General features: G+C 58.9%; 20 protein-coding genes. 9 read left to right on the forward strand and 11 right to left on the reverse strand.

All coding sequences use genetic code 11. From position 1 onward, the window contains the following. Window positions 1-44 precede the first annotated feature (44 nt). Together C7H10_RS05035 and C7H10_RS05040 are read left to right on the forward strand one after the other, a co-directional pair. Window positions 45-1,073 carry a metal-dependent hydrolase gene (locus C7H10_RS05035; protein ID WP_106693993.1) on the forward strand — a complete coding sequence of 343 codons (1,029 nt, stop codon included), beginning with the start codon at window positions 45-47 and terminating at the stop codon, window positions 1,071-1,073. Then, window positions 1,073-1,774 (forward strand): pseudouridine synthase, encoded by a 702-nt coding sequence (locus C7H10_RS05040; RefSeq protein ID WP_106693994.1) that lies wholly within the window; start codon window positions 1,073-1,075, stop codon window positions 1,772-1,774. The genes C7H10_RS05035 and C7H10_RS05040 overlap by 1 nt, the downstream gene beginning before the upstream one ends. Here the strand turns inward: C7H10_RS05040 and C7H10_RS05045 are convergent. Further along, window positions 1,771-2,259: an asparaginase domain-containing protein gene (locus tag C7H10_RS05045; RefSeq protein WP_106693995.1), complete on the reverse strand. Its 489-nt coding sequence runs from the start codon at window positions 2,257-2,259 to the stop codon at window positions 1,771-1,773. The two genes, C7H10_RS05040 and C7H10_RS05045, sit on opposite strands and share 4 nt — an antisense overlap. A gap of 16 nt (window positions 2,260-2,275) precedes the next feature. Continuing rightward, complete coding sequence (gene pbpG, locus C7H10_RS05050; protein ID WP_244178181.1) at window positions 2,276-3,205, reverse strand: D-alanyl-D-alanine endopeptidase; 930 nt, start codon at window positions 3,203-3,205, stop codon at window positions 2,276-2,278. A 226-nt stretch (window positions 3,206-3,431) separates the two neighbouring features. On the opposite strand from pbpG, the gene C7H10_RS05055 reads away from it, so the two are divergent. Continuing rightward, a complete protein-coding gene (locus C7H10_RS05055) occupies window positions 3,432-6,044 on the forward strand; it encodes an EAL domain-containing protein (protein WP_106693996.1) in 2,613 nt (870 codons plus the stop codon). On the opposite strand, the gene C7H10_RS05060 is transcribed toward C7H10_RS05055, so the two are convergent. Continuing rightward, window positions 6,031-6,321: a type VI secretion system PAAR protein gene (locus C7H10_RS05060; RefSeq protein ID WP_061330853.1), complete on the reverse strand. Its 291-nt coding sequence runs from the start codon at window positions 6,319-6,321 to the stop codon at window positions 6,031-6,033. The genes C7H10_RS05055 and C7H10_RS05060 overlap by 14 nt on opposite strands. A 194-nt stretch (window positions 6,322-6,515) precedes the next feature. Between C7H10_RS05060 and C7H10_RS05065 the strand changes: the two genes are divergently transcribed. Together C7H10_RS05065 and C7H10_RS05070 are read left to right on the forward strand one after the other, a co-directional pair. Next, window positions 6,516-8,936 carry a phosphoketolase family protein gene (locus tag C7H10_RS05065; RefSeq protein ID WP_106693997.1) on the forward strand — a complete coding sequence of 807 codons (2,421 nt, stop codon included), beginning with the start codon at window positions 6,516-6,518 and terminating at the stop codon, window positions 8,934-8,936. A gap of 113 nt (window positions 8,937-9,049) precedes the next feature. Further along, window positions 9,050-11,812, forward strand: coding sequence for a cation-transporting P-type ATPase (locus tag C7H10_RS05070; RefSeq protein ID WP_106693998.1), 2,763 nt, complete (start codon window positions 9,050-9,052; stop codon window positions 11,810-11,812). Window positions 11,813-11,846: 34 nt separating this feature from the next. Here the strand turns inward: C7H10_RS05070 and C7H10_RS05075 are convergent, their stop codons facing one another. Continuing rightward, window positions 11,847-13,589, reverse strand: coding sequence for an alkaline phosphatase D family protein (locus C7H10_RS05075; protein WP_106693999.1), 1,743 nt, complete (start codon window positions 13,587-13,589; stop codon window positions 11,847-11,849). Between the two features lie 216 nt (window positions 13,590-13,805). Continuing rightward, a complete protein-coding gene (locus tag C7H10_RS05080; RefSeq protein ID WP_106694000.1) occupies window positions 13,806-14,417 on the reverse strand; it encodes a Yip1 family protein in 612 nt (203 codons plus the stop codon). A gap of 244 nt (window positions 14,418-14,661) precedes the next feature. Between C7H10_RS05080 and C7H10_RS05085 the strand changes: the two genes are divergently transcribed. After that, window positions 14,662-15,465 carry a dienelactone hydrolase family protein gene (locus C7H10_RS05085; protein WP_106694001.1) on the forward strand — a complete coding sequence of 268 codons (804 nt, stop codon included), beginning with the start codon at window positions 14,662-14,664 and terminating at the stop codon, window positions 15,463-15,465. A 90-nt stretch (window positions 15,466-15,555) separates the two neighbouring features. On the opposite strand, the gene C7H10_RS05090 is transcribed toward C7H10_RS05085, so the two are convergent. The 5 genes from C7H10_RS05090 to cysZ all read right to left on the reverse strand — a co-directional run bounded on the left by C7H10_RS05090 (window position 15,556) and on the right by cysZ (window position 22,633). After that, window positions 15,556-15,762, reverse strand: a complete 207-nt coding sequence (locus tag C7H10_RS05090; RefSeq protein WP_008172950.1) for a cold-shock protein — start codon at window positions 15,760-15,762, stop codon at window positions 15,556-15,558. A gap of 261 nt (window positions 15,763-16,023) precedes the next feature. Beyond that, a complete protein-coding gene (gene crcB / locus C7H10_RS05095) occupies window positions 16,024-16,404 on the reverse strand; it encodes a fluoride efflux transporter CrcB (RefSeq protein ID WP_061330859.1) in 381 nt (126 codons plus the stop codon). A 14-nt stretch (window positions 16,405-16,418) separates the two neighbouring features. After that, entirely contained in the window at window positions 16,419-18,866 is a 2,448-nt protein-coding gene (locus C7H10_RS05100; RefSeq protein WP_208622799.1) for an acyl-CoA dehydrogenase, read from the reverse strand. 137 nt (window positions 18,867-19,003) lie between these two features. Next, a complete protein-coding gene (rapA, locus tag C7H10_RS05105; protein WP_106694003.1) occupies window positions 19,004-21,865 on the reverse strand; it encodes an RNA polymerase-associated protein RapA in 2,862 nt (953 codons plus the stop codon). Window positions 21,866-21,883: 18 nt separating this feature from the next. Beyond that, the gene (gene cysZ / locus C7H10_RS05110) at window positions 21,884-22,633 is read right to left on the reverse strand and encodes a sulfate transporter CysZ (RefSeq protein ID WP_106694004.1); all 750 of its coding nucleotides are present in this window, start codon (window positions 22,631-22,633) and stop codon (window positions 21,884-21,886) included. 95 nt (window positions 22,634-22,728) lie between these two features. Here cysZ and C7H10_RS05115 point away from each other — a divergent pair, with 95 nt between their 5' ends. Beyond that, window positions 22,729-23,133: a VanZ family protein gene (locus C7H10_RS05115; protein ID WP_106694005.1), complete on the forward strand. Its 405-nt coding sequence runs from the start codon at window positions 22,729-22,731 to the stop codon at window positions 23,131-23,133. A gap of 472 nt (window positions 23,134-23,605) precedes the next feature. On the opposite strand, the gene C7H10_RS05120 is transcribed toward C7H10_RS05115, so the two are convergent. Continuing rightward, window positions 23,606-24,265, reverse strand: a complete 660-nt coding sequence (locus C7H10_RS05120; RefSeq protein WP_106694006.1) for a 50S ribosomal protein L11 methyltransferase — start codon at window positions 24,263-24,265, stop codon at window positions 23,606-23,608. Window positions 24,266-24,371: 106 nt separating this feature from the next. Between C7H10_RS05120 and mnmH the strand changes: the two genes are divergently transcribed. Together mnmH and C7H10_RS05130 are read left to right on the forward strand one after the other, a co-directional pair. After that, the gene (mnmH, locus tag C7H10_RS05125) at window positions 24,372-25,481 is read left to right on the forward strand and encodes a tRNA 2-selenouridine(34) synthase MnmH (protein ID WP_106694080.1); all 1,110 of its coding nucleotides are present in this window, start codon (window positions 24,372-24,374) and stop codon (window positions 25,479-25,481) included. A 136-nt stretch (window positions 25,482-25,617) separates the two neighbouring features. Further along, a complete protein-coding gene (locus C7H10_RS05130) occupies window positions 25,618-26,451 on the forward strand; it encodes a mechanosensitive ion channel family protein (protein WP_072676100.1) in 834 nt (277 codons plus the stop codon). The last annotated feature ends 85 nt before the right edge of the window (window positions 26,452-26,536 follow it).

A 26,536-nucleotide genomic window follows, 5' to 3' on the forward strand; every position in this document is an offset into this window, starting at 1 on the left:
GCATAATATCTGCCATACCCCTCACGATATTGTCGCGGAGATTCATGGATTCCATTACCCAAGCCGCTCTCGGCGCATCGATTGCCGGTGCGGTTGCCGGCAAAACACTCGGTCGCTCTGTTCTGCTCACCGGCGCACTGCTGGGCACCCTGCCTGACCTCGACGTGGTCATCGATTACGGCAGTGCCGTGGCCAATTTCACCCAACACCGGGGCTTCAGCCATTCCCTGTTTATCCTGATCCCGCTGTCGTTTCTGATTGCCTGGGGCTTGTGGCGCTGGAAACCCCAGCTTTCCTATCAACGGTGGCTGGCCCTGGTGGGCTTGATCCTCGTCACCCACCCCCTGCTGGATGCCTTTACCACCTATGGCACCCAACTGTTCTGGCCCCTGGGGGACCCGGTAGCCCTCCACAGCATTTTTATTATCGACCCTTTGTATACCCTGCCCCTATTGGCAGGCTGCCTGGCCTTCCTGATTCGCCCCCCGGCAACAAACGCCGTTACCGCGGGCCTGGTGCTGTCGACCCTGTACCTCGGCTGGACCCTGGTTGCCCAGCAGTGGATCACCGACAGGGTTCAGCCGGCGTTGGCGGAGGTTGGTATGAAGGAGGCGTCCTTGCTGGTTCAGCCGATGCCATTCAACACGATTTTATGGCGGGTAACCGCCATCACGGACGAACATAGGGTTGAAATAGTCACCGGGTTTCTTGATGGCAGCGATGAACTGACCCTGGAGCACTTCCCCCGCCGGCCCGAACTGGCGCAATCGGTTGCCTCCTTGCCGGAAGCCCGCCGTCTTGAATGGTTTACCCGAGGCTTTCTGGACTACCGGCTAGCCGGCAACCAGATCACCGCCACAGACATTCGCCTGGGCATTCCCGGCGCTCACCCGTTTACCTTCATTCTGGCGGAAACCTCCGAATCCGGCGTAACCCCCATCCCCAGCGGCCGGATGCCGCGGCCTTCGGTTAACCGAGACGCCCTGCCACTGCTCTGGTCAAGACTGACGGGGCGAACGCCGGTGCTCTGCCTGGCAACCTTGTCTGCGCCTCCGCAAGGGCACAGCTGCTGATGCGACTGGATCAGTTTGTCAGTAACAGCAGCGGGCTTTCCCGCAAGGACAGCAAGCGAGCGATTTCGGCCGGGCGGGTCCGGGTGGATGGGAAAATGACCAAGAGTGCCAACAGCCGGGTGCCGGAGCACGCAAAGGTGACATTGGACAACCAGGCGCTGACTCTGCCCGGGGGCCTGTACCTGATGATGAACAAACCGGCTGGCGTTATCAGTGCCACCAACGACAGCAGCCAGCCTACCGCTGTTGATCTTCTGCCCCCTGAACTGGCCCGACAGGTTCATATCGCTGGCCGGCTCGACAAAGACACCACCGGACTGCTACTACTGACCAGCGACGGCCAGTGGTCTCATCAGGTAACGTCACCACGCCGGGCTTGCCCGAAAACCTACCGGGTCACCCTGGCCGAACCGCTGGACGAACATGCCTGCCTGGCACTTGAGCAAGGTATCGAACTGAAGGGCGAGCAAAAACCGACGCTACCCGCCCAGGTGCTGCAACACTCGGCAACCGAGATCGAACTGACCATCCGGGAAGGCAAGTACCATCAGGTAAAGCGCATGCTGGCCGCGGTGGGCAACCACGTTGTGGCACTGCACCGACAGAGCATTGGCGATATCATTCTCGACCCGGCCCTGGTACCCGGACACTACCGCTCATTGACCGCGCAGGAAATCCAGTCCGTGGCAGAGCCCGATTAGTCAGTGGCAATACGCTCGAACTTCTGGGCTTCCAGGTTTTTGCGCACCACGCCCGCCTCAAAGACTTCACCATTCATGGCGATATAGACACCCGGTGGCAGAAGCTGCGCCGCCGCCCAGGCAAAACCGATGTTGAAGATGGCATCGGTGCGGCGCATACGGGCGGGCTGCATGGCACCGGTCAGCACAATGGTGCGATCAGCCAACGGCTTCAGAACCTGGGCGGTTTGGGCCATGGTATCGGTACCATGGGTAATCAGGATTCTGGAGCAGTCCGAGGTACGAACAGCCTCCAGAATGGTCGCCCGGTCATCGTCAGTGAGCTCCAGGCTGTCCTTGCGCATCAGCTCGCGGATGATGTAGCCATCGTGGATATTGGACTCCCGGAGCAACTCCGGGAGCAGGCTCTCACCAATTTCAAACTTGCTGTTGGCATCAAAGTACACCTTGTCGATGGTGCCGCCGGTCGTCAGTATCTGGATCATCGTCAGCTGAACCCTGTTATTGGTTGATACGCGCTGTCTGGCTTCCCTCGGTCGCCGCCCAGGCAGCGTTTCTCTCCCGCTCGTACCGCTTGGCGGCAGCCGCCACAGACCCGGGATCGCCACTCGTCAGCCAACGTTTGATTCGGCCGGCATCACCCATCGGCGATCGGGTGCCCAACGAATCCAGCAGCACCGTAATCACCGGCTTGCTGTCCATTTCGGACACCATGATCAGGCAACGGCCAGCCTCCGTCAGGTAGCCCGTCTTGCTCAGCCCTACTCCCCAGCTTTGACGATGCACCAAGGCATTGGTGTTACCAAACGACAGGCTGTACCTGGGACCCCTGAATTCAGCACGGTAATAGCCAGTGGTCGAGTATTCGCCAATCAGCGGATACGCCAGTGCCGCATTGGCAAGACGTACCAGATCAGAGGCGCTGGAGACATTCTCGACAGACAGCCCGGTAGGATCAACAAACCGGGTGTTATCCATACCCAGTTCGGCAGCCTTGGCGTTCATCGCCGCGACAAAGCCATCGAAACCATCGGGATAGGATCTCGCCAGGGTGTAGGCGGCAAAATTCTCCGACGACATCAGGGCAATTCTCAGCACGTCACTCCGCTTCAATCGAGAGCCCACGCGAATACGGGTCCAGGCGTTTGCCGCTGCGGGCACGTGGCGCTCTTCGAAGGTCAGCCATTCATTCATGTCCTGGCCGGATTCCACAACCACCAGGGCGGTCATCAGCTTGGTGATTGACGCAATCGGAACCGGCCGATCGGCATTCTTGCCAAACAGCAGCGCGCCTTCTCCGGCAACCGCGGCGGCGGCATTGACCGATGCCAGTGCCGGCATTCCCTGACTCCCCGCCAGTACCGGGTTTGCCGACAACAACGTGACCGCCAGCAGCACCGGCATGATGAATAACCGCTTGATGAAAATCATACTGCGTTGCACTCCCGAACCTTATCCTGTCGCCTCGCCGAAACGCCTACTATACCAGCGCCAACCATCTGTTGCGCAGGTCTCATTTTAATCATGCGTTTTAAACAGCAAATGCAAAATACGATCAAATACATTAAAATTTGTTGAAATTCATATTGTTACAACGCGTTAACGGTTGTAATTTTAGGTAATCTTCAGCCGACCACGTTGCCAGGATGTTCACCGAATGGATTCCGAACCCGCAAACCAGACCAGCCGCCCCCCGCTGACCAGGCTGCCTTTTTTGCAATCACTGAATCGCTGGCTCCCCTTCCTCATCCTGTTTCTGGCCGCCGGCTACGGCCTAACCGCTGCGCTCCTCAATGCACCTTCCGCCGCCCCCGACCAGACCCTGACGGCAACCATTGGCAGTGCTTCTCCAGTCAGGTTGCACCCGCAGTCCCACTACCTGCTCGCGCCAATGGCCGAGGTACTTGAACAGCAACGCTGGCATTCCGGGAACTGGGAACCACTGTCAAAGGACCGTGCCGGCATCGGCTATCCGAGAATGCCCGCCACTTTCCGGATGACTCTGACAACCGAGGGACAGGAACCGGTCGACAGCCAACTGGTGGTACCGGCCCCCTATCTGGATCACCTCCAGCCGGCTCTGATTCATCCGGACGGTACCATCGAGACGCTCCCGGTGATGGGTGACCAATACCCGTTTGATAACCGCTATGTGGCCCTGCCCCAGTGGATCTGGCCCGTCACTCTTCAGCCCGGCGAAACCGTGTTGCTGATGGAGGTGAGGAACAGCGGCCCGGTGATGTTGCCGCTGTCTGTTGCAGGAGGCAATGAGGTCGTCAGCGAAGGTACCTTCAGCACCGCGTGGAAATCGTTTGTTACCGGATTGCTGGTGTTCGCCCTTTTGCTCAACCTGAGCATCGTCGCCAAGCTGAAACGCCCCGGGCTTGCCTGGCTCAGTGTGCTGATGATCGGCGTCATTTACAGCCAGCTGGTTATGGATGGCCTCGGGCTATGGTTATTCTGGCCGGGCATGCCAGAGCTCAACTCACTGCTCTCGGTCAGCCTGTCGCTGTGCCTGATCGCGCTGTGCGAATTCACCCCCCATTTCATGGCCATCCACCGCACGGGCCGCAGAATTCTCCGGGGCTTCAGCATGGCTGCCGGGCTGCATTTGCTGGCCGCCCCGTTACCACTGCCATTACTCGGACAAGACGTTTTTCTGATCATCAGCGCCGCCGGTGGCGCCTTCATCCTGGCCCTGGTCCTCAGCCAGCTTCGCAAACACGTTTACGCCCGCTATTACGCACTGTCGGTGCTTGCCATTGTCCTGGGTGCCGTCATTAGTTCCCTGAGGACCATCGGCTGGTTCCCGGTCACACCGCTGACCGACTCCGCCTTCTTTCTGGGGGCAGCCGCCGGATCGCTGATACTGACCAGCGGTGTTGGACGTCTGCTGCTGGAAGAGCGTAAGCGTCGCCTGAGCTCAGACATTCGGGTGCAGGAGGAACAGAAACTGCGAGCCCGCATCGAGCGGGATTATGACCGGGTACTGAAAACCCATCGGGTTACCGGCAAACCGAACCGGCCGATGCTGGAAGAAGCCCTGGGCAACATCGACTGTCAGCAAACCCCCTACACGTTGTGCCTGATACGCCTGGCGCGGTTCAACGAACTGGAGCAGGCCCTGGGCTACCGGACAGCCGAAGACCTGCTCAAACAATACCTGCGTCTATTGAACCGCTACCTCAAACGCACTCTCGGTGATCGGCTGATCATGATCAATGGCTACGGCATCGCCACACTCGACACCGTCAACCACGCCTTCGCCATGGATCGCGGCAGTGATCCGGCACAGGATCGCGAATTACTGGAAACCGTCAGTCACTGGCTGTCAGAGAACTTCCGTGAGGGGCGGTTTTCGTTCTCCTGGGCGGCATCGATGGGGGTCGCCTATGCGCCTGAGCATGGTACCGATGCCGCCAGTGTGCTCTCCTCCGCCGGTTTTGCATCACTGGATGAAACCCGCCCGATGGCGATCTACGACCCGGCCATTGCCGACTGGCAGTACCAACAGCAAATCCTGATGCTGGATGTTGAAGATGCCCTGCGCTGCGGCGACATGTGGCTGGAATACCAGCCCAAGGTGAGCATTCGGGATGGCAAGGTGCGCTCAACCGAGGCGCTGATTCGCTGGCAACATCCGGAATTTGGCCGGATTCCCCCGGATCACTGGATTCCCCTGGCCGAACAGGTGGGTATCATTCATTCCGTGACCTTGTGGGTACTGGACCAGGCCTGCCAGGATTTTACAGCCTTGCGACAGCGTTACGGAGATAGCATCGGTGTTGCGGTTAACATCTCTGCCAAAGACGTTGCCCATCCATTGTTCCATGAGGAAGCCGGCGCCATCACCCGCCGGCACGGGGTCAGCCCCGACCAAGTCATTCTTGAGATTACCGAAACCGCCGCCATGGCCGACCCGGAAGTGGCCCGGCGCGCCATCCGCACCCTGAGCAGCATGGGGTTCCGCATTGCCCTTGACGACTTCGGTTCCGGGCACTCATCCCTGGGCAACCTGGCCAGCTTCCCGCTGGATGAACTGAAGATTGACCGCAGTTTCCTGCAAGACGTACTGCTTTACCCGGTCCGCCAGAAAATTCTGCGAGCAGCCCTGGAGTTAGGCGAGGCGCTGGACCTTGATGTGGTTGTTGAAGGGGTAGAGGATGAAGCCATCGCCCTGTGGCTGCAGCAGTTCCCCGGCCTGCACGGCCAGGGTTACTACTGGGCACGCCCTGAAAGGGTCAGAGCAGCGCTGGTCAGCCCCCGATAATCACTGAGCCGCTGCCGATCGTCACCCCGCCGCAGGATACGGCGCTACCAGTGATGGCAGCCGGCTTGCCATTGATCATTACCGAAGATGACCCTTCTGCAATCACTCTGGGGTGGCTGGAGTGCTTGGGCTTGGAATGGGGTGCCAGGGGGTCGCCCAGACGGGCAACCGGCTTGCCATCCACGAGTACATCGGGAGAACCGGCGAGAACCGGGGTGGGCGGGAAACCCTGATGGTCTGAACCAAGATCTCCCAACAGCACGATAGCTTTGCTCATTGTCTGATTCCTTTCAGGACAAGTTTGAAAGAAACATCCTATAACGTTTCTACCGATAACCCAACCCATCGCTCGTGGCTTTGTGACGCTTCCGAAAAGATGCAATTACGACTGACCTGAATCAAGGGCTCCCCGGGCCGGGCGTTTTACACTTCTTTCACACTCTCAAGCTCGAAAGCCATGGAGGCCGCACCATGCCATCGCCCAACGTACAAGCTCCATCGCCGGCTGCTGCATACAACAGTGCAGCCTACCAACGCTGGCAGCAGGGCTATGGTGTTATCCGCCACTCGGAAGACACCGAAGCCAGGGTTCAGGCCCTGGCCCGAAAACTGGTGGCGGATGGCCTGCAGCCCGATACCGATACCGTCTACCAGAAACTGGCGTACCTCGACCGGCTAACCAGCGCAGGGCTCTGGCTGGTGGTGCACATGACCTACTGCAACCGGGTGGACATTTCCGGGGCGCCTCTGGCTGCCCAGGATTTCAAGGCATCACCTGAAGGCCATACCGGTGGCGCCCTCAATATGGTGCCTGCCTACGCAGCTTATCTGGCCTTGAACAACCTGACCGGGCAAACCCGGAGCTGGCTGATGGGCCAGGGCCATTGCGTTGCCGCCGTCGACGCCCTCAACGTGTTGACGGGCAACCTGCATCCGGAACAGCGGGCGCGCTACCTGGCACCTGAAGGTTTGTCGCGGCTTGCCGCTGACTTCTACAGCTACCGCCAGAAGCCCGACGGTGCCATGGCCTCTCCCCTCGGCAGCCACGTCAATCCGCATACCGCCGGGGGCATCCTGGAGGGCGGCTACCTGGGCTTTGCCGAACTGCAGTACGCCCACATGCCGCTGCCGGGCGAATCGCTGGTGGCCTTCCTCTCGGACGGCGCCGCCGAGGAACAGAGAGGCAGCGACTGGATTCCGCGCTGGTGGCGGGCAGACGATTGCGGGCAAGTTCTGCCGATCATGATTGCCAATGGCCGAAGAATTGAACAGCGCACCGAGCTGGGCACCAGGGAAGGGCTGGAACGCTTCGCCGAGCTGCTTGAGGCACATGGATTTGAGCCGGTACGTTTCGATGGCAAAGACCCGGCGGCGTTTGTCTGCACCCTGCTTGATATGGAACGGACACTGGCGGCCCACGGCGACGCCGCCAGCCGGGGTGAAGCCAGCTACCCTGTCCGTATCCCCTACGGTATCGCCGAAACCACAAAGGGTTTCGGGTTCTACGGTGCCGGCCAGAATTCCGCCCACAACCTGCCCCTGCCGGGCAACCCACGGCTGGATACCCGGGCCCGGGACCTGTTCAACGAGCACATCCAGCCCCTGTGGGTACGTCCGGAAGAACTTGAATGGGCCGTCGCTGCGCTTAATGAGCACCGTCAGCAACAGCGCCCCCTTGAGCGGGATCACCCCCTGGCACTGCGCAACCCACGTGAACCCCAGGTTCCGGTATTGCCTTACAGCCAGGACAAGTCATCACCGATGACGGCAGTGGACGCCTTCTTCCGGGCACTGACCAAGAGCAATCCGGATCTTCGGCCCAGAGTAGGCAATCCGGATGAACTGGCAAGCAATCGGCTGACGGGTGTTCTCAAGGACCTCAGGCATCGGGTAAACGATCCGGAAAGCGATGACGAATCCATTCACGGCCATATCATCACTGCCCTCAACGAGGAAGCGGTGGTCTCTGCCTGTCTGGGGAACAAGGCAGGCCTGAATCTGGTCGCCAGTTATGAGGCCTTCTGCGTAAAAATGCTCGGTGCGGTGCGGCAGGAGCTGATCTTTGCCAGGCACCAGAAAGAGGTGGGCAGGCCCGCCCGCTGGCTTGGCTTCCCGATCATAGCCACCTCCCACACCTGGGAAAACGGCAAGAACGAGCAGTCCCATCAGGACACCACATTCTGCGAGGCCATGCTGGGTGAAATGAGCGATGTATCCCGGGTGCTTTTCCCTGCCGACTACAACAGCGCCCTCGCGGTTCTGCCGTCGGTATTCACCGAACGCGGAAGAATCAGCTGCATGGTGATCCCGAAGCGCGACCGGCCCTGTGTGTTCAATGCCAACGAGGCTGAACGCCTAGCCAGGCACGGTGCCCTGGTAGTCGACGAAGACACCTCTGCCGGTGAGGAGCCCCTGCTGCTGATTGCCAATGGTGCCTATCAACTGTCAGAGGCCATTCGCGCCTGCGAACGTTTGCGGGAAACCGGAACGCCGTTCCGTCTGGTCTACTTACAGGAACCGGGCCGGTTCCGCCAGCCCCGGGATCCCCTTGAAGCGGCAGCCTGCCTGACCGAGTTCGAGCGGGAACGACTGTTCCCGCACCGGATGCAGCGGCGAGTGGCGCTAACCCACATGCGCCCGGAAGTATTCCGGGGACACCTGCACACTCTGTTCCCCCAGCCCGCCCATTCACGGGTATTGGGATACATCAACCGCGGCGGCACCCTGAACGAAGCCGGCATGCTGTTCGCCAACCAGTGTTCCTGGGGCCACACCCTGGCGGCCTGTGCCGACGTTATGGACAAACCGCCGGGCGAGTGGCTGTCCAGCGCAGAACTGGCAGCCGTGGAAGGTCGCGGAGATCCTTCGGTGATAACCCGGGGCTTGCCCTGAGCACCCCGGGGGGCGAGATCCCTGGCGCAAAATCCCACAAGAGGCGCTGATTTCCCATTTGATGCAGTGCAGAGTTTGGCATAATCAAGAAAATCTCGCCGGAGGGACCCCACATGAGCGAAGTTCCGACTCAGCCATCATCGGCAGGAGCACCAGGCCACACCACTGACTTGAATCGTCCCTGGCATAGCATCGGGTCTGAAGAGGCCCTGATCGCCCTTGAAACCGATCATCGCGGCCTTGCGGAGTCCGAGGCCAGCCAACGCCTTGCCAGTTATGGCTATAACCGGCTGCCTGCGGTCGATGGCCCTGGCCCACTCATCCGCTTCTTGCGTCAGTTTCACAACATTCTGATCTACATCCTGGTTCTGGCTGCGCTCGGCACAGCCTTGCTTGCGCACTGGGTGGATACCGGTGTCATTCTCGGTGTCGTTCTGATCAATGCCCTGGTCGGCTTCTTCCAGGAAGGCAAAGCCGAGCGCGCCCTCGGCGCCATTCGCAACATGTTATCACCGACCGCCCAGGTCATTCGTGACGGCAAGCGCCAGGAGGTTGCCGCCGAAATGCTTGTGCCTGGCGACATTGTCAGACTCAAGGCCGGCGATCGTGTACCGGCGGACATTCGGCTGATCGAAAGTGCCGACCTGAGAATCGAAGAAGCAGCCCTGACCGGTGAATCCGAAGCGTCAGATAAAGAGGAAGCTGAACTGGAGGAAAAACTGCCCCTCGGGGATCGGGCGAATATGGCTTACTCCAGCACACTGGTCACCTTTGGCAATGGCTACGGCGTTGTGGTGGGCACCGGCCAGCAAACAGAGATTGGCCGCATAAGTGAGCTGATGAAGTCGGTAGAAGCTGTCACAACACCCTTACTGCGCCAGGTCGCCATCTTCGGACGATGGTTGAGTGCTGTGATCGTGATGGTATCAGCCCTGACGTTTGCTGTCGGCTACTGGGTTCGCCAAACCGAGCTCGCAGAGATGTTTCTTGCGGCGGCCAGCCTGGCCGTTGCGGCCATTCCCGAGGGGATGCCAGCTATCCTCACCATCACGCTTGCCATTGGCGTGCAGGAAATGGCGCGCCGAAACGCGATCATCCGACGATTGCCCGCGGTCGAAACCCTAGGTGCCGTAACCACAATCTGCTCGGACAAAACCGGCACTCTGACCCGCAATGAGATGAAAGTCGAGACGGTAGAAATGGCTCACCGGAGCCTGACCGTCAGCGGTGTCGGTTACGAACCCGTCGGGGAGTTTGAGGAATCCGGCAAGCCGTTCGATCCAAACGACGACCCGGCCGTGATCCAGATGTTACGGGCAGGACTTCTTTGTAATGATGCCGAAATTGCAGAAAAGGCCGGCGATTGGATACTCAATGGAGAGCCGACAGAAGGCGCTCTGGTGGCAGTCGCGCGCAAGGCGGGGCTGAACCCTGACGACCTGAACCATCGTTGGCACCAACTGGATCGCATACCGTTTGCCTCCGAACATAAGTTCATGGCCACCCTGAACAGGGACGACGAACATGGAACCGGAAACTGGATCTTTCTCAAGGGCGCACCCGAACGAGTTCTGGAAAGATGCTCTACACAAATGGGCACAACTGAACCGGAGCCACTGGACAACGATTATTGGCATGATCGGATGCAGGCTATCACCGACGAAGGCCAGCGAGTTCTGGCGGTGGCCTGCCGAAAAATGCCAGGCGACCAGACTCATCTGGAATGGCACGAAGTCGAGTCTGACCTTGTACTGTTGGGCTTGTACGGCATCATGGATCCCCCAAGGCAGGAGGCCATTGAGGCGGTGTCACAGTGTCAGGCAGCGGGAATCCGGGTCGTGATGATCACCGGCGACCACAGCGGCACCGCTCAGGCTATCGGCCGCCAACTCGGAATTGCCGGGGAGGAACCGGCAATGACGGGGCAGCAGCTTGAGGCCCTATCGGAGCAAGAACTGGTCGAAGCCGTTTCCCGGGTAACCATTTTTGCCCGCACCAGCCCGGAACACAAACTGCGGCTGGTCCGTGCGCTCCAGGCCCATGGAGACGTCGTGGCCATGACCGGTGATGGCGTAAACGACGCACCAGCGCTGAAACAGGCCGATGTCGGTGTAGCGATGGGCAAGAAAGGCACCGAAGCTGCCAAAGAGGCCTCCGAGATGGTGCTTGCCGATGACAACTTCGCCACCATCGCCCGCGCCGTGGAACAAGGCAGAACGGTTTACGACAATATTCGCAAAGCCATTCTTTACCTGTTGCCGACCAACGCGGGCCAGGGTCTGACCATTTTCATGGCGGTCCTGCTTGCGATGTCATTACCACTGACACCGGTTCAGGTACTCTGGGTCAATATGGTGACGGCTGTCACGCTGGCCATGGCTCTGGCCTTTGAACCCACCGAACCAGGCACCATGGCGCGCCCTCCCCGCAGTTCTCGCCAGGCCCTGATGTCCGGTGGGTTTCTATGGCGCATACCGTTTGTCGGGCTACTGCTGTGGGCGGGCACTTTCGGTCATTTCTACTGGCTCACCAGCCAGGGAGCGGATCTTGAACTGGCCCGCACGGCAGCCATCATGACACTTGTAGCCGGGCAGATTTTCTACCTGTTCAATGTGCGCCACCTGTATTCCTCGGTGCTCAACTGGCGCGGCCTGTTTGGCAGTCCTCCTATCTGGATCGCCATTGGCATTCTGGTGATTTTGCAAGCCGCCTTTGCCTATGCGCCGCCCTTACAGTTGCTGTTTGGCACCACGGGGCCCGGTGCAACGAACCTGTTACTGAGCCTGACGTTTGGGGTTTTCCTGCTCTTGGTGGTAGAGCTGGAGAAGTGGATTATCGCCCGCCTTTCCACGGGCGCGAGCGACAACCGTGATTGAACTGACCCGGGCAATGCCCGGGCCCATCGTGATATCACCCTGCAGATTGCTCCAGGCGGCGCCCTTCGGAACCAGGCAGTGTGCGCAGAGAAATCGTGGCCTGACTGAGGCTCTCATAGCTCCGGCTTTTCACGGTATCCAGAAAATGCCACTCTGAACGCGCCTCGGTCGGGGTAAACGTCACCAACATATAGCCTCTTTGGCTGATATTGAGGCTCTCCAGATCATCAACCAGTAACGCGATGCCCTGCTCAGCTTGCGGAATCATCTCGGCCGGCAGCCCCAGATACCCCTCCAGCCCAGGCGAGGTCACCGAGGCCGTGGCAAACTCCACTCCAATCTGTCGCCCTTCCACATCCCGGAGGTTGTTGGCCCAGGCATTGTGGGTATCACCGGCCAGCACCACCAGGTTCCTGTCCAGCTGCCGGGCGGTGGCGAGAACCACTTCCCGTTCGTACTGGTAGCCATCCCAGGAATCCAGGTTATAGGGTGCTGCCAGTTCAAGCCGCGCCAGCTCCTGTTCGGTAAGTGTGGGATCATCCTGCAGCGCCCGGGCTTTCAGCGTTGCCAGTTCGGCCAGTGATGCCGGCAGGTTTTCCAGATTCTGTGTCGCAATGGCCATCAGCAGCTCGGCGGGCAGGTTCATGCGCCCCATCAGCACCTGCTGGCCAAGCACCTGCCAGGTACCCGTCCCCTGCGCAAGTGCCGACTGCAACCACAAAAGCTGTTCGGCGCCCAGAAGGGTGCGGTTCGAATCTCCGACGGCCAACCGGAAAGCATCCACATCCAGGCCACCCTCCCCGAGGTAGTTCATGTAATCCAGCTGCTGGTCACGCCCAATAATGCGGGTATCCAGCATATGCAGATCAACCAGGTCACCAAACCGAAAACTCCGATAGATGGTTTCGTTACTGCCCTCAATCACCGGGCGGATCGGCATCCACTCAAAGAAGGCCCGCAAGGCCGCCATTTTGCGTTCCCCGAAATCACCTTCGCCGAGCTCCGGATTGTGATTCTCTGCACCCTCGCGCCAGGTGTCGTTGGTGACCTCATGGTCATCCCATACCACGATGAACGGCATAACGCGGTGCAGTTCCTGAAGGTCATCGTCCTTACGATAAATGCCGTAGCGTTGGCGGTAATCCTGCAGAGTAATCAACTCCCGATTATTGGCCTCCGGAAAGGTGCGCCCCAATGCCTCGGCGTCAGCTGCTGCGTAGCTGTCGGCCTCACTGCTGTATTCGTAGATGTAGTCTCCCAAATGAACCAGGGCGTCCAGATCCTGTCGGGTGGCAATCTCCCGATACACATTGAAATAGCCCGCCGGATAGTTGGAGCACGAGACAACAGCCAGCTTCACTTGATCAATGCTGCCCTCAGGGAGGGTTCGGGTAGTACCAACAGGCGATGTGCTGTTGGCGGAGCGGAAACGGTAGAAGTAGCGCTGGCCATCGGATAGGCCCCGGGCATCCACCTTCACCGTGTAATCATGCTCTGCGCTGGCCTCGGCGGTGCCGGAGTGTATGATCTCATCAAACTCGGCATCCCTGGCAATCTCCCAGCCCACGTCTACGGAGGTACCCCGATCCGGCACCGCACGCGTCCAGAGTATGACGCTATCCTGCAACGGGTCGCCGCTGGCGACACCATGGGTGAATTCCACACTGCGCTTGTCGCTGCTGTCGAACACACAACCCGCCAATCCGGTTGAGACCGCTACCGCTCCCATCCCCAAGGCCGAGGCTTTCAGAAAATCCCTGCGTGTTAACCGTGCCATTCTGTTCCCCTTATTATTCATTCCGAGCTTGTCCTGTTGTGGGCAGCCGCACGACTTGCGACCGCAGATCAAACGCTAGACTGCTCAGATGAAAACCGCGTTGCTGAATTACGACATCGCTGTGGCAAATACCGACAAGCGGGGAGAGGCCAGCACCAGTTCACAAAAAAAGGGAGCCGAAGCTCCCCTTTGATGGGTGATGATTGGGGGTTACGGCTATCCGCTGACAAACACGGGGCCGACACCGAAGTTCCAGAGAATGACGGAGCCTACACGAGTAGAAACGAGAATCACCAGGGCAACGGTCAGCAGGGCGCCGCCGTACATTACCGCACGCTCTTTCTCGATCCCCATCACGATAGGCAGGCCGTCATACATCAGCCAGGCACCGTAACAGGCTGCCGCCAGAAACACTGCCGCGTTGAACCATGGCACCGGATACAGCAGCGCGAAGCCGGCCAGGAACAATGGAGTGCAGGAATAAGCCGCAAGGGCGATACCGTTAGAAGGTACGTGTTCCTCTTTGGCACCATAGGTTTTTGCCATCCAGTTGATGGCGTAGCCCAGGGCAAACACACCCACCAGCATCGCAATGTATGTCAGGACGCTCAGCTGCAACGCACTGATTTCGGTCAGCTTGATCAGTCGCTCGCTGCCGACAGACCAGCCAAAATGCGCGGTTGAGATGTAAGCACAGATCGGCGCGATGGCTGCCAGAATAACCACATAGGCAACATACAGCCGGGTTGGATGTTCGTGTTCTTTCTTTATGGATGCCCACTCTTGGTCCGGGTGGGTAAACAGACCAAACGCGTGTGACAGGAGCATAGACCACCCCCTCGTTATTGATGTTATTGGTATGGGTGGATACGGTGCCTGAACGAGTTCAGACTTATCACCGTTCCTGTTCTTAACTATAGTCAAGAACGGTCAGGTTGAAAGCAGCGCCTGATGCCATTTTGTTCGCGAATCCGGCGTTCTCAGATCATTTGGTTCTGTAAGCAGTATTCATCGGGTATGTCTGAACACTCGTATGACAAGGAACCCGAAACCACACAAGGAGATGACCCACATGCCTGGAATCAGAAAAACAACACACCTCACTGCGCTCGCCCTGGCCATTGCCGGCGCCAGTGCCAACGCGGAACTTCGCACCGAAACGGTCACCTATGAAGTGGATGGCCAAACCTTTAGCGGCTACATGGCCTGGGATGATGAGGACGAGGGCAAACGGCCCGGCGTTCTGGTGGTTCACGAATGGTGGGGCCATAATGCCTTCGCCCGTGAGCAGGCAGAAAAACTGGCCGCGGCAGGCTACACCGCCTTTGCCCTGGACATGTACGGTGACGGCAAGCTGGCTGAACACCCGGATACCGCCCAGGAGTTCATGCAGGAAGCCACCAAAAACATGGATCAGGTGAAAGCCCGTTTCATGAAGGCCAAAGAGCTGCTGCAGAACCACGAAAGCGTGGATGCCGGCCGTATTGCCGCCCAGGGTTACTGTTTCGGCGGAGCCGTAGTATTGAACATGGCTCGGCTTGGCGTTGATCTGGCGGGGGTGGTCAGCTACCACGGGGCACTGGCCAGCCCGATTCAGGCAGAGGCCGGCAAGGTAAAAGCCAAAGTGCAGGTTTACACCGGTGGCGCCGACCCGATGGTGCCTTCAGAGCAGGTGGCAGGATTGGTTCGGGAGATGCAGAACGCCGAAGTGGACCTGACGCTGGTGAGTTTCCCCGGGGTTACCCACTCTTTCACCAACTCTGGCGCAGACAAGGTTGCCGAACAGTTCGGGATGCCCATCGCCTACGATGAAGCCGCCGCTAATCGTTCATGGAACGGCACCATGCAATTCTATAGTGAGATCTTCGCCCGCTGACCCAGTCGCTGCGGGCTAATGGCCTGAAATGCCAACAAAAAAGGCAGCCGAAGCTGCCTTTTTCTTGGTTATTGCGGAATCCCGTGGGGATTACAGAGCAACAACGTTCTCCGCCTGAGGACCTTTCTGGCCCTGAGTTACGGTGAACTCGACCTGCTGGCCTTCGGCCAGGGTCTTGAAACCAGAGCCCTGAATGGCGCTGTAGTGAACAAATACGTCCGGGCCGCCTTCACGAGTGATAAAGCCAAAGCCTTTTGCTTCGTTGAAGAACTTAACAGTACCGGTAGTAGTAGACATACTTAAACTTCCTGAAATCAATCATATTATCTGCTGCCACACACCTTCATGGTGTTGGTCAGCGTTTGACGGAAAAACTGAACTCGCGGGATCAAAAACAGGACGGTCACTACTAACTGCGGAGGTACGTCTTATTCATGAACTGCTTGGCTAATCTTTCCTACGAGAACCACTCTACTCCGGAATTCCCGGCTTGCCAAGGGTCTTTTCAATAATTTATGTAGGTACTCATACACAGTGCCGGCGCCGCCTGGGCAAAGTTCAGCCCTTGATCAGACTGAAGGTATAAAAGCCCAGGGCAGTCATAAGAATAGACCCCACCACATGGGCGATAATGCCGGTAAGTGCCATGGCCCACTTGCCTTCCTGCAGTGCACCGAACATTTCCAGCGAAAAGGTCGAGAAGGTGGTCAGCGCACCACACAACCCGGTGATGGCAAACAAACGCCATTCCGGCGCCAGGGCGTTACTCTGGGTAAAAAAGCCAATCAACAAGCCAACCAGCCAGCCGCCACTGAGATTGGCCACCAGAGTGCCCCAGGGTACCGCGTGGTAACTGGCATTCAGCCATAAGCCGAGCGCCCAACGCAGGTTGGCGCCGATCACGGCGCCAACGCTGACTGCAACCACTGAGAGCCACATCTCATCCTGCTCCGTCAGGCCGGGTTGTGGTCAATCAGGGTGTCCTTTTTGCGGGCAAACTCATCAAAAGGGAAATCGTCCACGGTGAGCATCTCCAGCACCACCTGCTCATACTGGCGCATGAAATCTGCTTCTTCCTTGGTGTAGATGCCCGCTTCCAGAGCCGCTTCAAAGCGCTCTTCCGGGTGCAATGCCGTCATCGGCAGTTCACCCTTGGCATAGGCCTTGGTGGCTTTGCGGTACAGCTGCTCGGCCTTGTCGTAATCCTTGAGCAGACCGTTGTAGCGGGCTACCGGATTTTCCACGGTGCCTTCGCCGTCGGTGGTCCAGGCACCCGCCATCAGCTTGTTGCGGATGGGCGTATCGGTAGAGATCGCCCGCGCCAGCTTGCGTGCCAGATCATCGTGAGGCGCATCCCAACGACATCCCAGCGGCAAGGTTACCGCCCGCAGGGCCAGGGCCACCGGACGATTCGGCAGGTTCTGCAGGAACTCATCCAGGGCCTGTTCAGTACGGTGTAGCAAAAATGCCAGGCTGTACTGCATCAGTTCTTTCTCGCCTTCCACTGGCTGGGTCTCATGCCAGTTTTTCAGCACCATGGATGCCAGGTAGAGATTAGACAGCATGTCGCCGAGACGGGCGGAGATCAACTCACGCATTTTCAGCTCACCACCCAGGGTGGTCATGGCGGCATCGGCACACAGCCCGAAGGCGGAGCTGAACCGTGCCAGGGCCTGAGCATACTTGCGCGAAGCGCTGTCAAACGGCACATCGGCCTTGCCGACGCCCAGGGCCTGGGTGAACGCACGGGCGGCGTTACCAAAGATCAGGCCGGCATGGCCAAAGAACGCCTCATCGAACGCCTTGATGTCGTCATTATCCTTGGCTGCCAGCTCTTTCAGAACGTACGGATGGCAACGGATCGCACCCTGCCCGAAGATCATCAGGCTGCGGGTCATAATGTTGGCACCCTCAACGGTGATTGATACCGCCGCACCGCTGAAACCAATCCCCAGATAGTTACGGGGGCCGAGGGTAACCGTTTTACCACCGTGAACATCCATGGCGTCGGTCAGGATTTCACGCTGGAACTCGGTCAGGTGGTACTTGAGGATCGCCGACGGCACCGCCGGTTTTTCGCCCCGGTCGATCATGTTGGCGGTATGGTTCACCGCCGACTGGGCAATGTAGGTTTTCGCAGCGATACGGGCCAGGGGCGCCTGCACACCTTCCATATCCGCCACCGGGGTATTGAACTGACGGCGAATGCGGGTGAAACCGCCAGCCGTGCCCACGGAGTACGCGGCCGCACCAGCCGCACCAGACGGCAGGGTGATACAACGGCCGACAGACAGACACTCAACCAGCATACGCCAGCCCTGGCCGGCCATTTCCTGGCCACCGATGATGTAATCCAGCGGGATAAACACGTCTTTGCCCTTGATCGGTCCGTTCATGAACGGAGTACCAATGGGGCAGTGGCGACGACCGATTTCCATGCCGTCGGTGTCCCGGGGAATCAGCGCACAGGTAATGCCATAGTCTTTGGTGTCACCCAGCAGACCGTCCGGGTCAAACATTCGGAACGCCAGACCCACCACGGTGGCCACCGGCGCCAGGGTAATCCAGCGTTTCTCGAAGTTCAGGCGGATGCCCAGCACTTCCTTGCCATCCACTTTCTGTTTGCAGACGATGCCGGTATCCGGCAGCGACGTTGCATCCGAGCCTGCCCGCGGGCCGGTGAGACCAAAGCAAGGCACCTCACGGCCATCGGCAAGGCGTGGCAAATAGTAGTTTTTCTGTTCTTCGGTGCCGTATTTGACCAGCAACTCGCCGGGGCCGAGGGAATTGGGAACACCTACGGTCACCATCAGCATTTCGTTGGCAGCCAGCTTCTGCAGCACGGCGGTTTGGGCTTTCGCCGAAAACTCCAGGCCACCGTATTCCTTCGGAATGATCATGCCGAAGAACTTCTCTTTCTTGAGGAAGTCCCACAACTCTTTCGGCAGGTCAGCCCGTTCCACCGCCAGATCCCAGGCGTTGCACATGGAAATCGCCTGGGTACATTGATTATCAACGAACGCCTGCTCTTCGTCGCTCAACCCGGTATGCCGGTTAATCAGCAGGTTGTGCCAGTCCGGGCGGCCGGTAAACAGCTCGCCGTCCCAGCCGACGGTGCCGGCTTCCAGCGCCACCTTTTCTGTTTCCGAGACCTTGGGCGCCACCTTCTTGAACATGGCGAACACCCGCGGGGTAAGCCAGTTGATCCGGAACTGCGGCAGCCCCGCCATCGCGGTAATGGCCGCACCGACAAATAACACCAGCGCGAGCCAGCCTGAGCCCGAGAAAAGGGCGATCACACCCACCACGGCCATAACACCAATAGCAGGCTTTGCACCGGATTCACGGCGCAATACAAACAGCAGGCCGCCCAGTGCGATCAGAAACAGTATCAACGTCATCACAGGTTCTCTCTGTCTTCCGTGGATTGGAGTCTTTGGACAATAACCAAAGCCTTATAACACTTCGTTACGTTCAACTTACTCTATCAGATGCCATGTTGCCAGATAACGCCCGCAACTCAGCCAGTTAGTCCACTTCAGGAGGTAACAATCACCCGAATACCTTCCAGCGCAAGACTGGCGTGGCCCACCGCTTCCCGGGCAGCATCCAGCTGGCCGCGCAGATAATCGATTTCTTCACTGCGAATGGCCGGGTTTACCCGCTGCAAGGCTTCCAGCCGGCGCACCTCGGGAACAAAGCCCGCCTCAACCTGCGCCAGGGCTTGCGCCTGCAGCTGTGCCAGATGCGGCTCGGCCAGGCGCTCAACGTGGTCCACCATGGTTTCCACCTCGGCCCGGATTTTCGGCACGATGGCCTGTGCCGTGCGCCGGCGAATGTTGGAACACAGCTCATTCAGGCGATCATGAGGTAACGCGTTGGACAGGTCCCGTCCATTCACATCCACCACCAGGCGCAGCGGCGAAACCGGCAGATAGCGGGTCAACTGTAAGGACTCCGGCGCCGGACAGTGTACGGCAAACAGGGCCTCCAGCAGCAGGGTACCGGGTGGCAGTGCCTTCACGGACAGATTGGCCAGCGCCGCTTTGCCCAGGCCCGAGCTGGTGACAGAATCCATCACGCCGGTCACCATCGGGTGCTCCCAGCTCATGAACGCCATATCTTCCCGCTGCAGGGCCTGCTCACGCTCCCAGGTGACGGTCAGGCCGTCCTCCGGCAGCTCGGCAACATGGCCAGCCTGGTATTGTTCGCCAGGCTTGAGCACATCGGCATGCTCGCTGTGATCTTCTATATCCACACCCAGAATATCGAACGCCTGCACCATGTAATCACGGACCTGGGCCGAGCTTTCCTCCTGCTCGATACTGGCAATCAAGGCTTCGGCTTCATCCCGGCGGCAGGAGTTGAGCTCAATCAGGGCATCCCGGCCGTTGTGCAGCAGGGTTTTCAGCCGCGCAGTTTCCTCGGCACTGCTTGCCAGCATGGGTTCAAGGGCAGCGTCATCGCCGTCCAGGGCCTTCTGCCACTCGTCACCCACCTGGTCGTGAACCGCCACACCGACGGCACAACTCTCGGCAAAGGCGTTCAGCCCTTCCTGGAACCAGCGGTACTGTACTTCCTGGCTGGTGCCCTGCAGGTAGGGTATGTGAATCCGGATGGCCTCGGTCTGGCCGATGCGGTCCAGCCGGCCAATCCGCTGTTCCAGCAGGTCCGCGTTGGCGGGCAAATCAAACAGCACCAGGTGGTGGGCAAACTGGAAGTTACGGCCCTCACTGCCGATTTCCGAACAGATCAGCGCCTGGGCGCCCTGCTCGCTGTCGGCAAAATAGGCGGCGGCACGATCCCGCTCCAGCAGGCTCAGGTGCTCATGGAAGGCGGCACTGCGAATGCCGGCCCGCAACTGCAGGTAATGCTCAAGCGCCATGGCCGTATCAGCCCGGGCGCAGATCACCACCACTTTGGCCGGGCGCAGGCTGGCCAGTTTTTTCTCCAGCCAGGCCACTCGCGGATCGTCCGCCAGCCATTGCTCTTCCGGCGCCGTCTGTTCAGGCGCCAGGCCAACATCACCGTAGCGACAATCATCGTAAAGAGCAGGACACGGCAGGGGTTCCGGCAGCGGCTGGCGCTCCGGGAAGCCCTGAATCGCTGCCCGGGTGTTGCGGAACAGCACCCGGCCGGTGCCATGGCGGTCCAGCAACGCATCAATCACCGCCTGGTGGGCGCCATCTCGGGCCAGAAGTTCCTCCAGCTCATCACCCAACCAGCCAGCAAGGGCGATTTTATCTTCCGGATCAATTCGGTCCAGAGTTTCAAGCAGCCGGCGCACCACTTTGTTGATGACCTCGTATTGCTGTTCCTCCTCCCGGAACGCGTCCAGGGAGTGGAACCGTGCCGGGTCCAGCAAGCGCAAACGGGCGAAATGACTGGCCACACCCACCTGTTCCGGCGTAGCGGTCAGCAGCAACAGGCCTTTGCTGGCCTCAGACAGGCTTTCAACCAGCTGATATTCCGGGCTGGCCTGTTCCGGCGACCAGGCCAGGTGGTGGGCTTCGTCCACCACCATCAGGTCCCAACCCGCCGCCAGGGCATGGTCACGGGCCTGTTCGCTCTGCACCAGAAAATCGAGACTGCACAACACCAGCTGGTCCGCCTCGAACGGGTTGACGCTGTCGTCGTCGCCGAAGATGTGGTTTACCAGGGCGTCTACATCGTCTTCCTGGGCTTTGATGTCGTCGTAGCGGCTCTGGTCCACTATCGAGAAGCGCAGATTGAAGCGGCGCAGCATCTCCACCAGCCACTGGTGAATCAGTGAATCCGGCACCACAATCAGTGCCCTTCGGGCTCGGCCGGTGTGCAGCTGATAATGCAGGATCAGGCCAGCCTCAATGGTTTTGCCCAAACCCACCTCATCGGCCAGTAACACTCTGGGGGCATGGCGGCGCGCCACTTCGTGGGCAATGTATAGCTGGTGAGGCAAATGCTGGGTACGGGCGCCAATCAACCCCTGGGCCGGCGAAGCTCTGAGCCGATCGAGATGCTGGAGCGTGGAGACCCGTAACCGGAAGGCACCGTTACGGTCAAACTGACCGGCGAACAGGCGCTGGTGCGGTGCCGAAAAATTGACCGAACCGGCCAGCTTTACCTCGGAGATCTGCTGGATATTTTCGCCATCATCGGCGTGGTACATCAGAACACCGTGGAGATCCTCAACGGCGCGAACAATGTAACGCTCGCCGTCGTAGGTCTCTATCTCCTCACCCAGCTGATAGACAATGCGCGACAAAGGCGCATTATCGATGGCGTAGGTGCGCTCTTCATCGGCCGCCGGAAACCCCAGGGTAACTCTGCGCCCCGAGATGTCGGTAACGATACCCAAACCCAAAGCGGTATCGCTGTGGCTCACCCAACGCTGACCGATGACAAATTCCGATGTTTCCAAGAAACCTCCGCAAGCAAATTACTGTTGATTCGATGTATTTTCCCGCACCCAGTAGGCGGTTGCTCCGCACACCGCAGCCGGCACCACCACCAGATTAAGCACCGGCACCATGGCCGCCAGGGCCACCGGCAAGCCGAAACCCAGTGCTGACAGCCGCTGGGCCGCAAGATCCCGGCGCAGACGGGCAAAACTGACTTTATGGTTGTCCGCCGGATAATCCACGTACTGCAACGCCATCATCCAGCTGTTGAACAGGAACCAGAGTAAGGCCGCCACCAGGTTGACGACCGGAATCAGGCCTATGATGAACAGGCCCAGGGCGCGGGGAAGGTAATAGGCGATCTTTTGGACCTCGCGCCAGAGAATTCGTGGGGTATCCTTCAGCAGCGCCGCCCAGCCTTCGTCCGGATTGACTTCCTGGCCGGTCAGATGCTTTTCGGTAAGTTCGGCCAGATAACCGTAGAACGGCGAGCCGATAAGATTGGCAACAATCACGAAACCGTAGGCCAGCATCAGCAGAATCACCACGCCGTAAAGTAACCAGAACAGCCAGTCCAGTGCCTGCAACCAGGCCCAATCCGGCAGCCAGGCCATGGCCCCGGCGATCAAGACCGAAAACAGCTCCGCCATGAAATAGAACATCAAACCAAACAGGAGGATGTTGATCACAAGGGGAATGATGACAAACAGGCGCAGGCCCGGCAGGCGGATCAGCCTGAAACCTTCACCCAGATAACCCAGTCCTCTGAAAAAGTTACCCTTGAGCATCGCTGATGATCCTCCGCTGCCATGACAAAAACGGGGCGCAAAGCATATCATGTCAGGATCGTTCCCACAGCCTGCAACCACACCCGGATGACTTGATGCTCCCATTTCAGCAAACCGTCTCTAACCTTCTGCGCATGCGCCGGCTCTGGCAGGCAGTCTTGCTGATCTCGGTGGCCGCCATCCTGTACCTGGCCACAACCAGCTCCAGCTACCCCATCCCTGCAGCCGCCAACGACAAGGTCAACCACATTATTGCGTTTATTGAATTGACCATTGTCACCCGGCTGGCCTGGCCTCGCCTGAGTGCATTCTGGTACGCCCCTGCCCTGCTGGGCTTCGGCCTGGCGCTCGAAGCGGTCCAGGCCAACCTCCCCTATCGGGATTTTTCCATGGCCGATGTTCTGGCGGATGCCCTGGGCATCGCGATCGGCATGCTGCCCTGGCCGGGCATCCGCAATGCCGGTGAAGTGGATTTGAGAAATTCGCCCGACTCTGCGTGAGACATTTCCTACAAGCATGTAAGAACATGTAGCCGCGTAGCGTGCGCAGACGCGAGCGCTCACCCAGAAATTCATCCTATCTTTATGATTTTTAACAAAAAACATTGATGACCGCAGTTTCGTGTTCAACAAATCGTGCACAGTTCACACGTCTGTAAAGGTGGGATTGGTATGATGTTCAACGTCAAGGATGACAGGGAAAAGGACGACGCACCGGACGCACCCCTGCATGGATTGTGGGGAGAGGCAAGGACACAGGGACGCCTCGCTTAAGGGATAACGAATTGGATGGCTGGCTCGGACGCCGGCACCAGGGAACGGACGCAAGGACTGGCAACAAGGCAGTTGCCCACCGCGCACGGAGGCGCCAACCTGTTCCGAATCTGAACTGCTCAGGATGGCGGTTCAGTACCTGCAAAGGGCAGCCCGAGGGTTGCCCTTTATTTTTTCTGCCACGCCTGACGGCTTGCGGCTACACCCTGCCCCGCGCGAAATAAATGCGCACCTTGTTGAACTCCTCGAATTCATTCAGATCCGGCCAGGTTCTGGCCTCAATCACTGCCTGCTTTTTATAGGCCGGATTGGCCAGGTTCCTGATTCTGGAGTCTGCCAGCAACACCTGTTCAGCGGAGCCGCGAAAGGCCTCCAGCAGTTGCCGGTTTTCCGGGTCGTACAGCACATCAGCCGCGGTGATCAGGTCCAAGTGCCCGGGCCGCTGCGCCCAGTCCGCACACAGCTCCACCTGCACGCCGTTCAACTCAGCGTTGGCTGCTGCAGCATCCAGCGCTGCCGGATCAATATCGCAGGCAATGGCTCTGGCCGCACCCGCCCGTGCAGCAGCCACCGCTACCACGCCGGAGCCGGAGCCAAAATCCAGCACGGTTTTGCCTGCCACCAGCGTCGGGTGGTCCAGAATCCACTGGGCCAACACCTGGCCACTGGCCCAGCAAAACGACCAATAGGCCGGCTCCGCCACCACGGCCTGGGCCTCGTCATGACTTAGTGGCCCCTCAAGCACAGACGGGTCAAACAGGTAGAGCGGTATCTCCGGGCAGCCGGCCGGCGCCGATTGGGCCACCCGGCCGCGACTAAGGGTTTTGCGCAGGTGCAGATTGAGTGTTTCCGGATTCATCACTGGTCCTTTCAGGCCGTTTCCGAGGCGGCATTGTACCCTTTGGCCGGGATATCAACAGTCCGGTATACTGCCGCCTCACTCTGAGTAACAGCGATTCATGGAAATGGCCAGCAGACCCGACACCGATGACTACCTCAACCTGTTCCTGAACGACATCCCGTTAATGGATGTGCGGGCACCGGGGGAGTTTGCCAAAGGCAGTTTTCCCTGTGCTGAAAATGCACCGCTGATGAACGATGAAGAACGGCACCGGGTGGGTATCTGCTACAAGGAGAAAGGTCAGGACGAAGCCATCAAGCTGGGCCACCAACTGGTCTCAGGCGACATCAAGGCGCAGCGCATAGAAGCCTGGAACCGCTTCATCGCCAGACACCCCGAGGGATACCTTTTCTGCTTTCGTGGCGGGCTACGCTCACGGCTGACCCAGCAATGGATCAAAGACGCAGGCATTGACTACCCCCTGGTGAAGGGTGGTTACAAGGCGCTTCGGCGTTTCCTGATCGACAGCCTGGACCAACTGATTGCCAACGGTGATTACCGGATTCTCAGCGGACGCACCGGCACTGGCAAAACCCGCGTCCTGCTTGGCCTGCCCAATCCGGTCGACCTTGAAGGACTGGCCAACCACAGAGGCTCCAGTTTTGGCCGACAGGTTACGCCGCAACCTTCCCAGATAGACTTCGAGAACCGTGTGGCGGTTGCCATGCTGAAGGCGCATCACCTGACCGGCGGTTTGATCTACCTGGAAGATGAAAGCCGACTGATCGGCCGCTGCGCCCTGCCTGAGTCCCTGCGGGCACGAATGGCGGAATCGCCGTTGATGATTCTGGAACAACCCATGGAAGAGCGGGTTGCGATCATTCGCGCCGACTACGTAGAGGCCATGCTGCAGGACTACATTTCAAGAGACGGTGAAGAGGCCGGCTGGCTCAACTTCCGGGATTACCTGCTCAGCGCCCTGGACCGGATACGCCGGCGCCTGGGTGGTGAACGCTACCAGCAGCTCCGAGACCTGATGACCCAGGCCCTCGACCAGCAACAGGCGACCGGCACCCTGGACCGCCACCATGCCTGGATCGAAACCCTGCTCAACGACTACTACGACCCGATGTACGACTACCAGCTCAGCCAGAAACAGGGGCGGATTCTTGTACGCGGCAATCCGGAAACCATTCGCGACTACGCCAGAAACCACCACAAGCTCCTGAAATAAAGCGATTACAACATCTCCGCGCAATGCAGGTTTAATCCATTTGTGCTCTATACTGCGTAGAGTCAGATTCCCTTGCGGCAATCGATTGTCCAGGCAGTTACACCTCAAAAAACACTAACGAACAAGGAGCTCCCCTATGGAAGACCTCTTCAGTGCCGACGGGCAGGCTACCCAATGGATGGATCAGGCAGTCGCCCTGACCATGGCCTATGCCCCCAAGGTGTTGCTGGCCATCATAACCCTGATTGTGGGTATGTGGCTGATCAACCGTTTTGTTTCGGTTCTTGACAAGAAACTGGGCCAAAAAGACCCCACCCTGAACAAATTCCTGTGCGGCCTGATTGGCGCCGTGCTCAAGATCATGCTGCTGATTTCGGTCGCCTCCATGATCGGCATTGCCACCACGTCGTTCATCGCGGTTATCGGTGCCGCCGGTCTGGCCATCGGCCTGGCGCTGCAAGGCAGTCTCGCCAACTTTGCCGGTGGTGTACTGATCCTGATCTTCAAGCCCTTCAAGGTGGGCGACACCATTGAAGCCCAGGGCTACCTTGGCGCCGTGGCGGAAATCCAGATTCTCTACACCGTGGTAAACACCTTCGACAACCGCCGTATCGTCATCCCTAATGGCAGCCTGTCCAACGCAACGCTGGTTAACGTCAGCATCTATGACAAACGCCGCTGCGACATGACCTTCGGCATTCACTATGACGACGACATCGACAAGGCCAAAGCCATTCTTCAACGCCTGTTTGACGAAGATGAGCGCTCACTGAAAGACCCGGCACCGCGAATCTGTGTTGGCGCCCTCGGTGACAGCTCTGTCGACCTCATGTTCCGTGCCTGGGTTGCCACTGACGACCTCTGGCCATACTACTGGGACATGCAGGAGAAAGTGAAAAAGGCCTTTGACGCAGAAGGTATCACCATTCCGTTCCCTCAGCGCGATGTACACATGTACAAGGCCGAATGACGCGAACGGTTACACACAAATACAGATGGATACTCGCAAACAGCTCAACCTGGGCTAAGCTGACGGTAAGAAGGGGCGCCCGCCC

It is taken from the genome of Marinobacter shengliensis (assembly GCF_003007715.1).
GTDB classification, from domain to species: domain Bacteria; phylum Pseudomonadota; class Gammaproteobacteria; order Pseudomonadales; family Oleiphilaceae; genus Marinobacter; species Marinobacter shengliensis.

Excerpts from the sequence above, each read along its gene's own strand:
- C7H10_RS05035 (WP_106693993.1), top strand. The coding sequence starts at position 45 with ATGGATTCCATTACCCAAGCCGCTCTCGGCGCATCGATTGCCGGTGCG.
- C7H10_RS05040 (WP_106693994.1), top strand. The coding sequence starts at position 1,073 with ATGCGACTGGATCAGTTTGTCAGTAACAGCAGCGGGCTTTCCCGCAAG.
- C7H10_RS05045 (WP_106693995.1), bottom strand. The coding sequence starts at position 2,259 with ATGATCCAGATACTGACGACCGGCGGCACCATCGACAAGGTGTACTTT.
- pbpG (WP_244178181.1), bottom strand. The coding sequence starts at position 3,205 with ATGATTTTCATCAAGCGGTTATTCATCATGCCGGTGCTGCTGGCGGTC.
- C7H10_RS05055 (WP_106693996.1), top strand. The coding sequence starts at position 3,432 with ATGGATTCCGAACCCGCAAACCAGACCAGCCGCCCCCCGCTGACCAGG.
- C7H10_RS05060 (WP_061330853.1), bottom strand. The coding sequence starts at position 6,321 with ATGAGCAAAGCTATCGTGCTGTTGGGAGATCTTGGTTCAGACCATCAG.
- C7H10_RS05065 (WP_106693997.1), top strand. The coding sequence starts at position 6,516 with ATGCCATCGCCCAACGTACAAGCTCCATCGCCGGCTGCTGCATACAAC.
- C7H10_RS05070 (WP_106693998.1), top strand. The coding sequence starts at position 9,050 with ATGAGCGAAGTTCCGACTCAGCCATCATCGGCAGGAGCACCAGGCCAC.
- C7H10_RS05075 (WP_106693999.1), bottom strand. The coding sequence starts at position 13,589 with ATGGCACGGTTAACACGCAGGGATTTTCTGAAAGCCTCGGCCTTGGGG.
- C7H10_RS05080 (WP_106694000.1), bottom strand. The coding sequence starts at position 14,417 with ATGCTCCTGTCACACGCGTTTGGTCTGTTTACCCACCCGGACCAAGAG.
- C7H10_RS05085 (WP_106694001.1), top strand. The coding sequence starts at position 14,662 with ATGCCTGGAATCAGAAAAACAACACACCTCACTGCGCTCGCCCTGGCC.
- C7H10_RS05090 (WP_008172950.1), bottom strand. The coding sequence starts at position 15,762 with ATGTCTACTACTACCGGTACTGTTAAGTTCTTCAACGAAGCAAAAGGC.
- crcB (WP_061330859.1), bottom strand. The coding sequence starts at position 16,404 with ATGTGGCTCTCAGTGGTTGCAGTCAGCGTTGGCGCCGTGATCGGCGCC.
- C7H10_RS05100 (WP_208622799.1), bottom strand. The coding sequence starts at position 18,866 with ATGACGTTGATACTGTTTCTGATCGCACTGGGCGGCCTGCTGTTTGTA.
- cysZ (WP_106694004.1), bottom strand. The coding sequence starts at position 22,633 with ATGCTCAAGGGTAACTTTTTCAGAGGACTGGGTTATCTGGGTGAAGGT.
- C7H10_RS05115 (WP_106694005.1), top strand. The coding sequence starts at position 22,729 with ATGCTCCCATTTCAGCAAACCGTCTCTAACCTTCTGCGCATGCGCCGG.
- C7H10_RS05120 (WP_106694006.1), bottom strand. The coding sequence starts at position 24,265 with ATGAATCCGGAAACACTCAATCTGCACCTGCGCAAAACCCTTAGTCGC.
- mnmH (WP_106694080.1), top strand. The coding sequence starts at position 24,372 with ATGGCCAGCAGACCCGACACCGATGACTACCTCAACCTGTTCCTGAAC.
- C7H10_RS05130 (WP_072676100.1), top strand. The coding sequence starts at position 25,618 with ATGGAAGACCTCTTCAGTGCCGACGGGCAGGCTACCCAATGGATGGAT.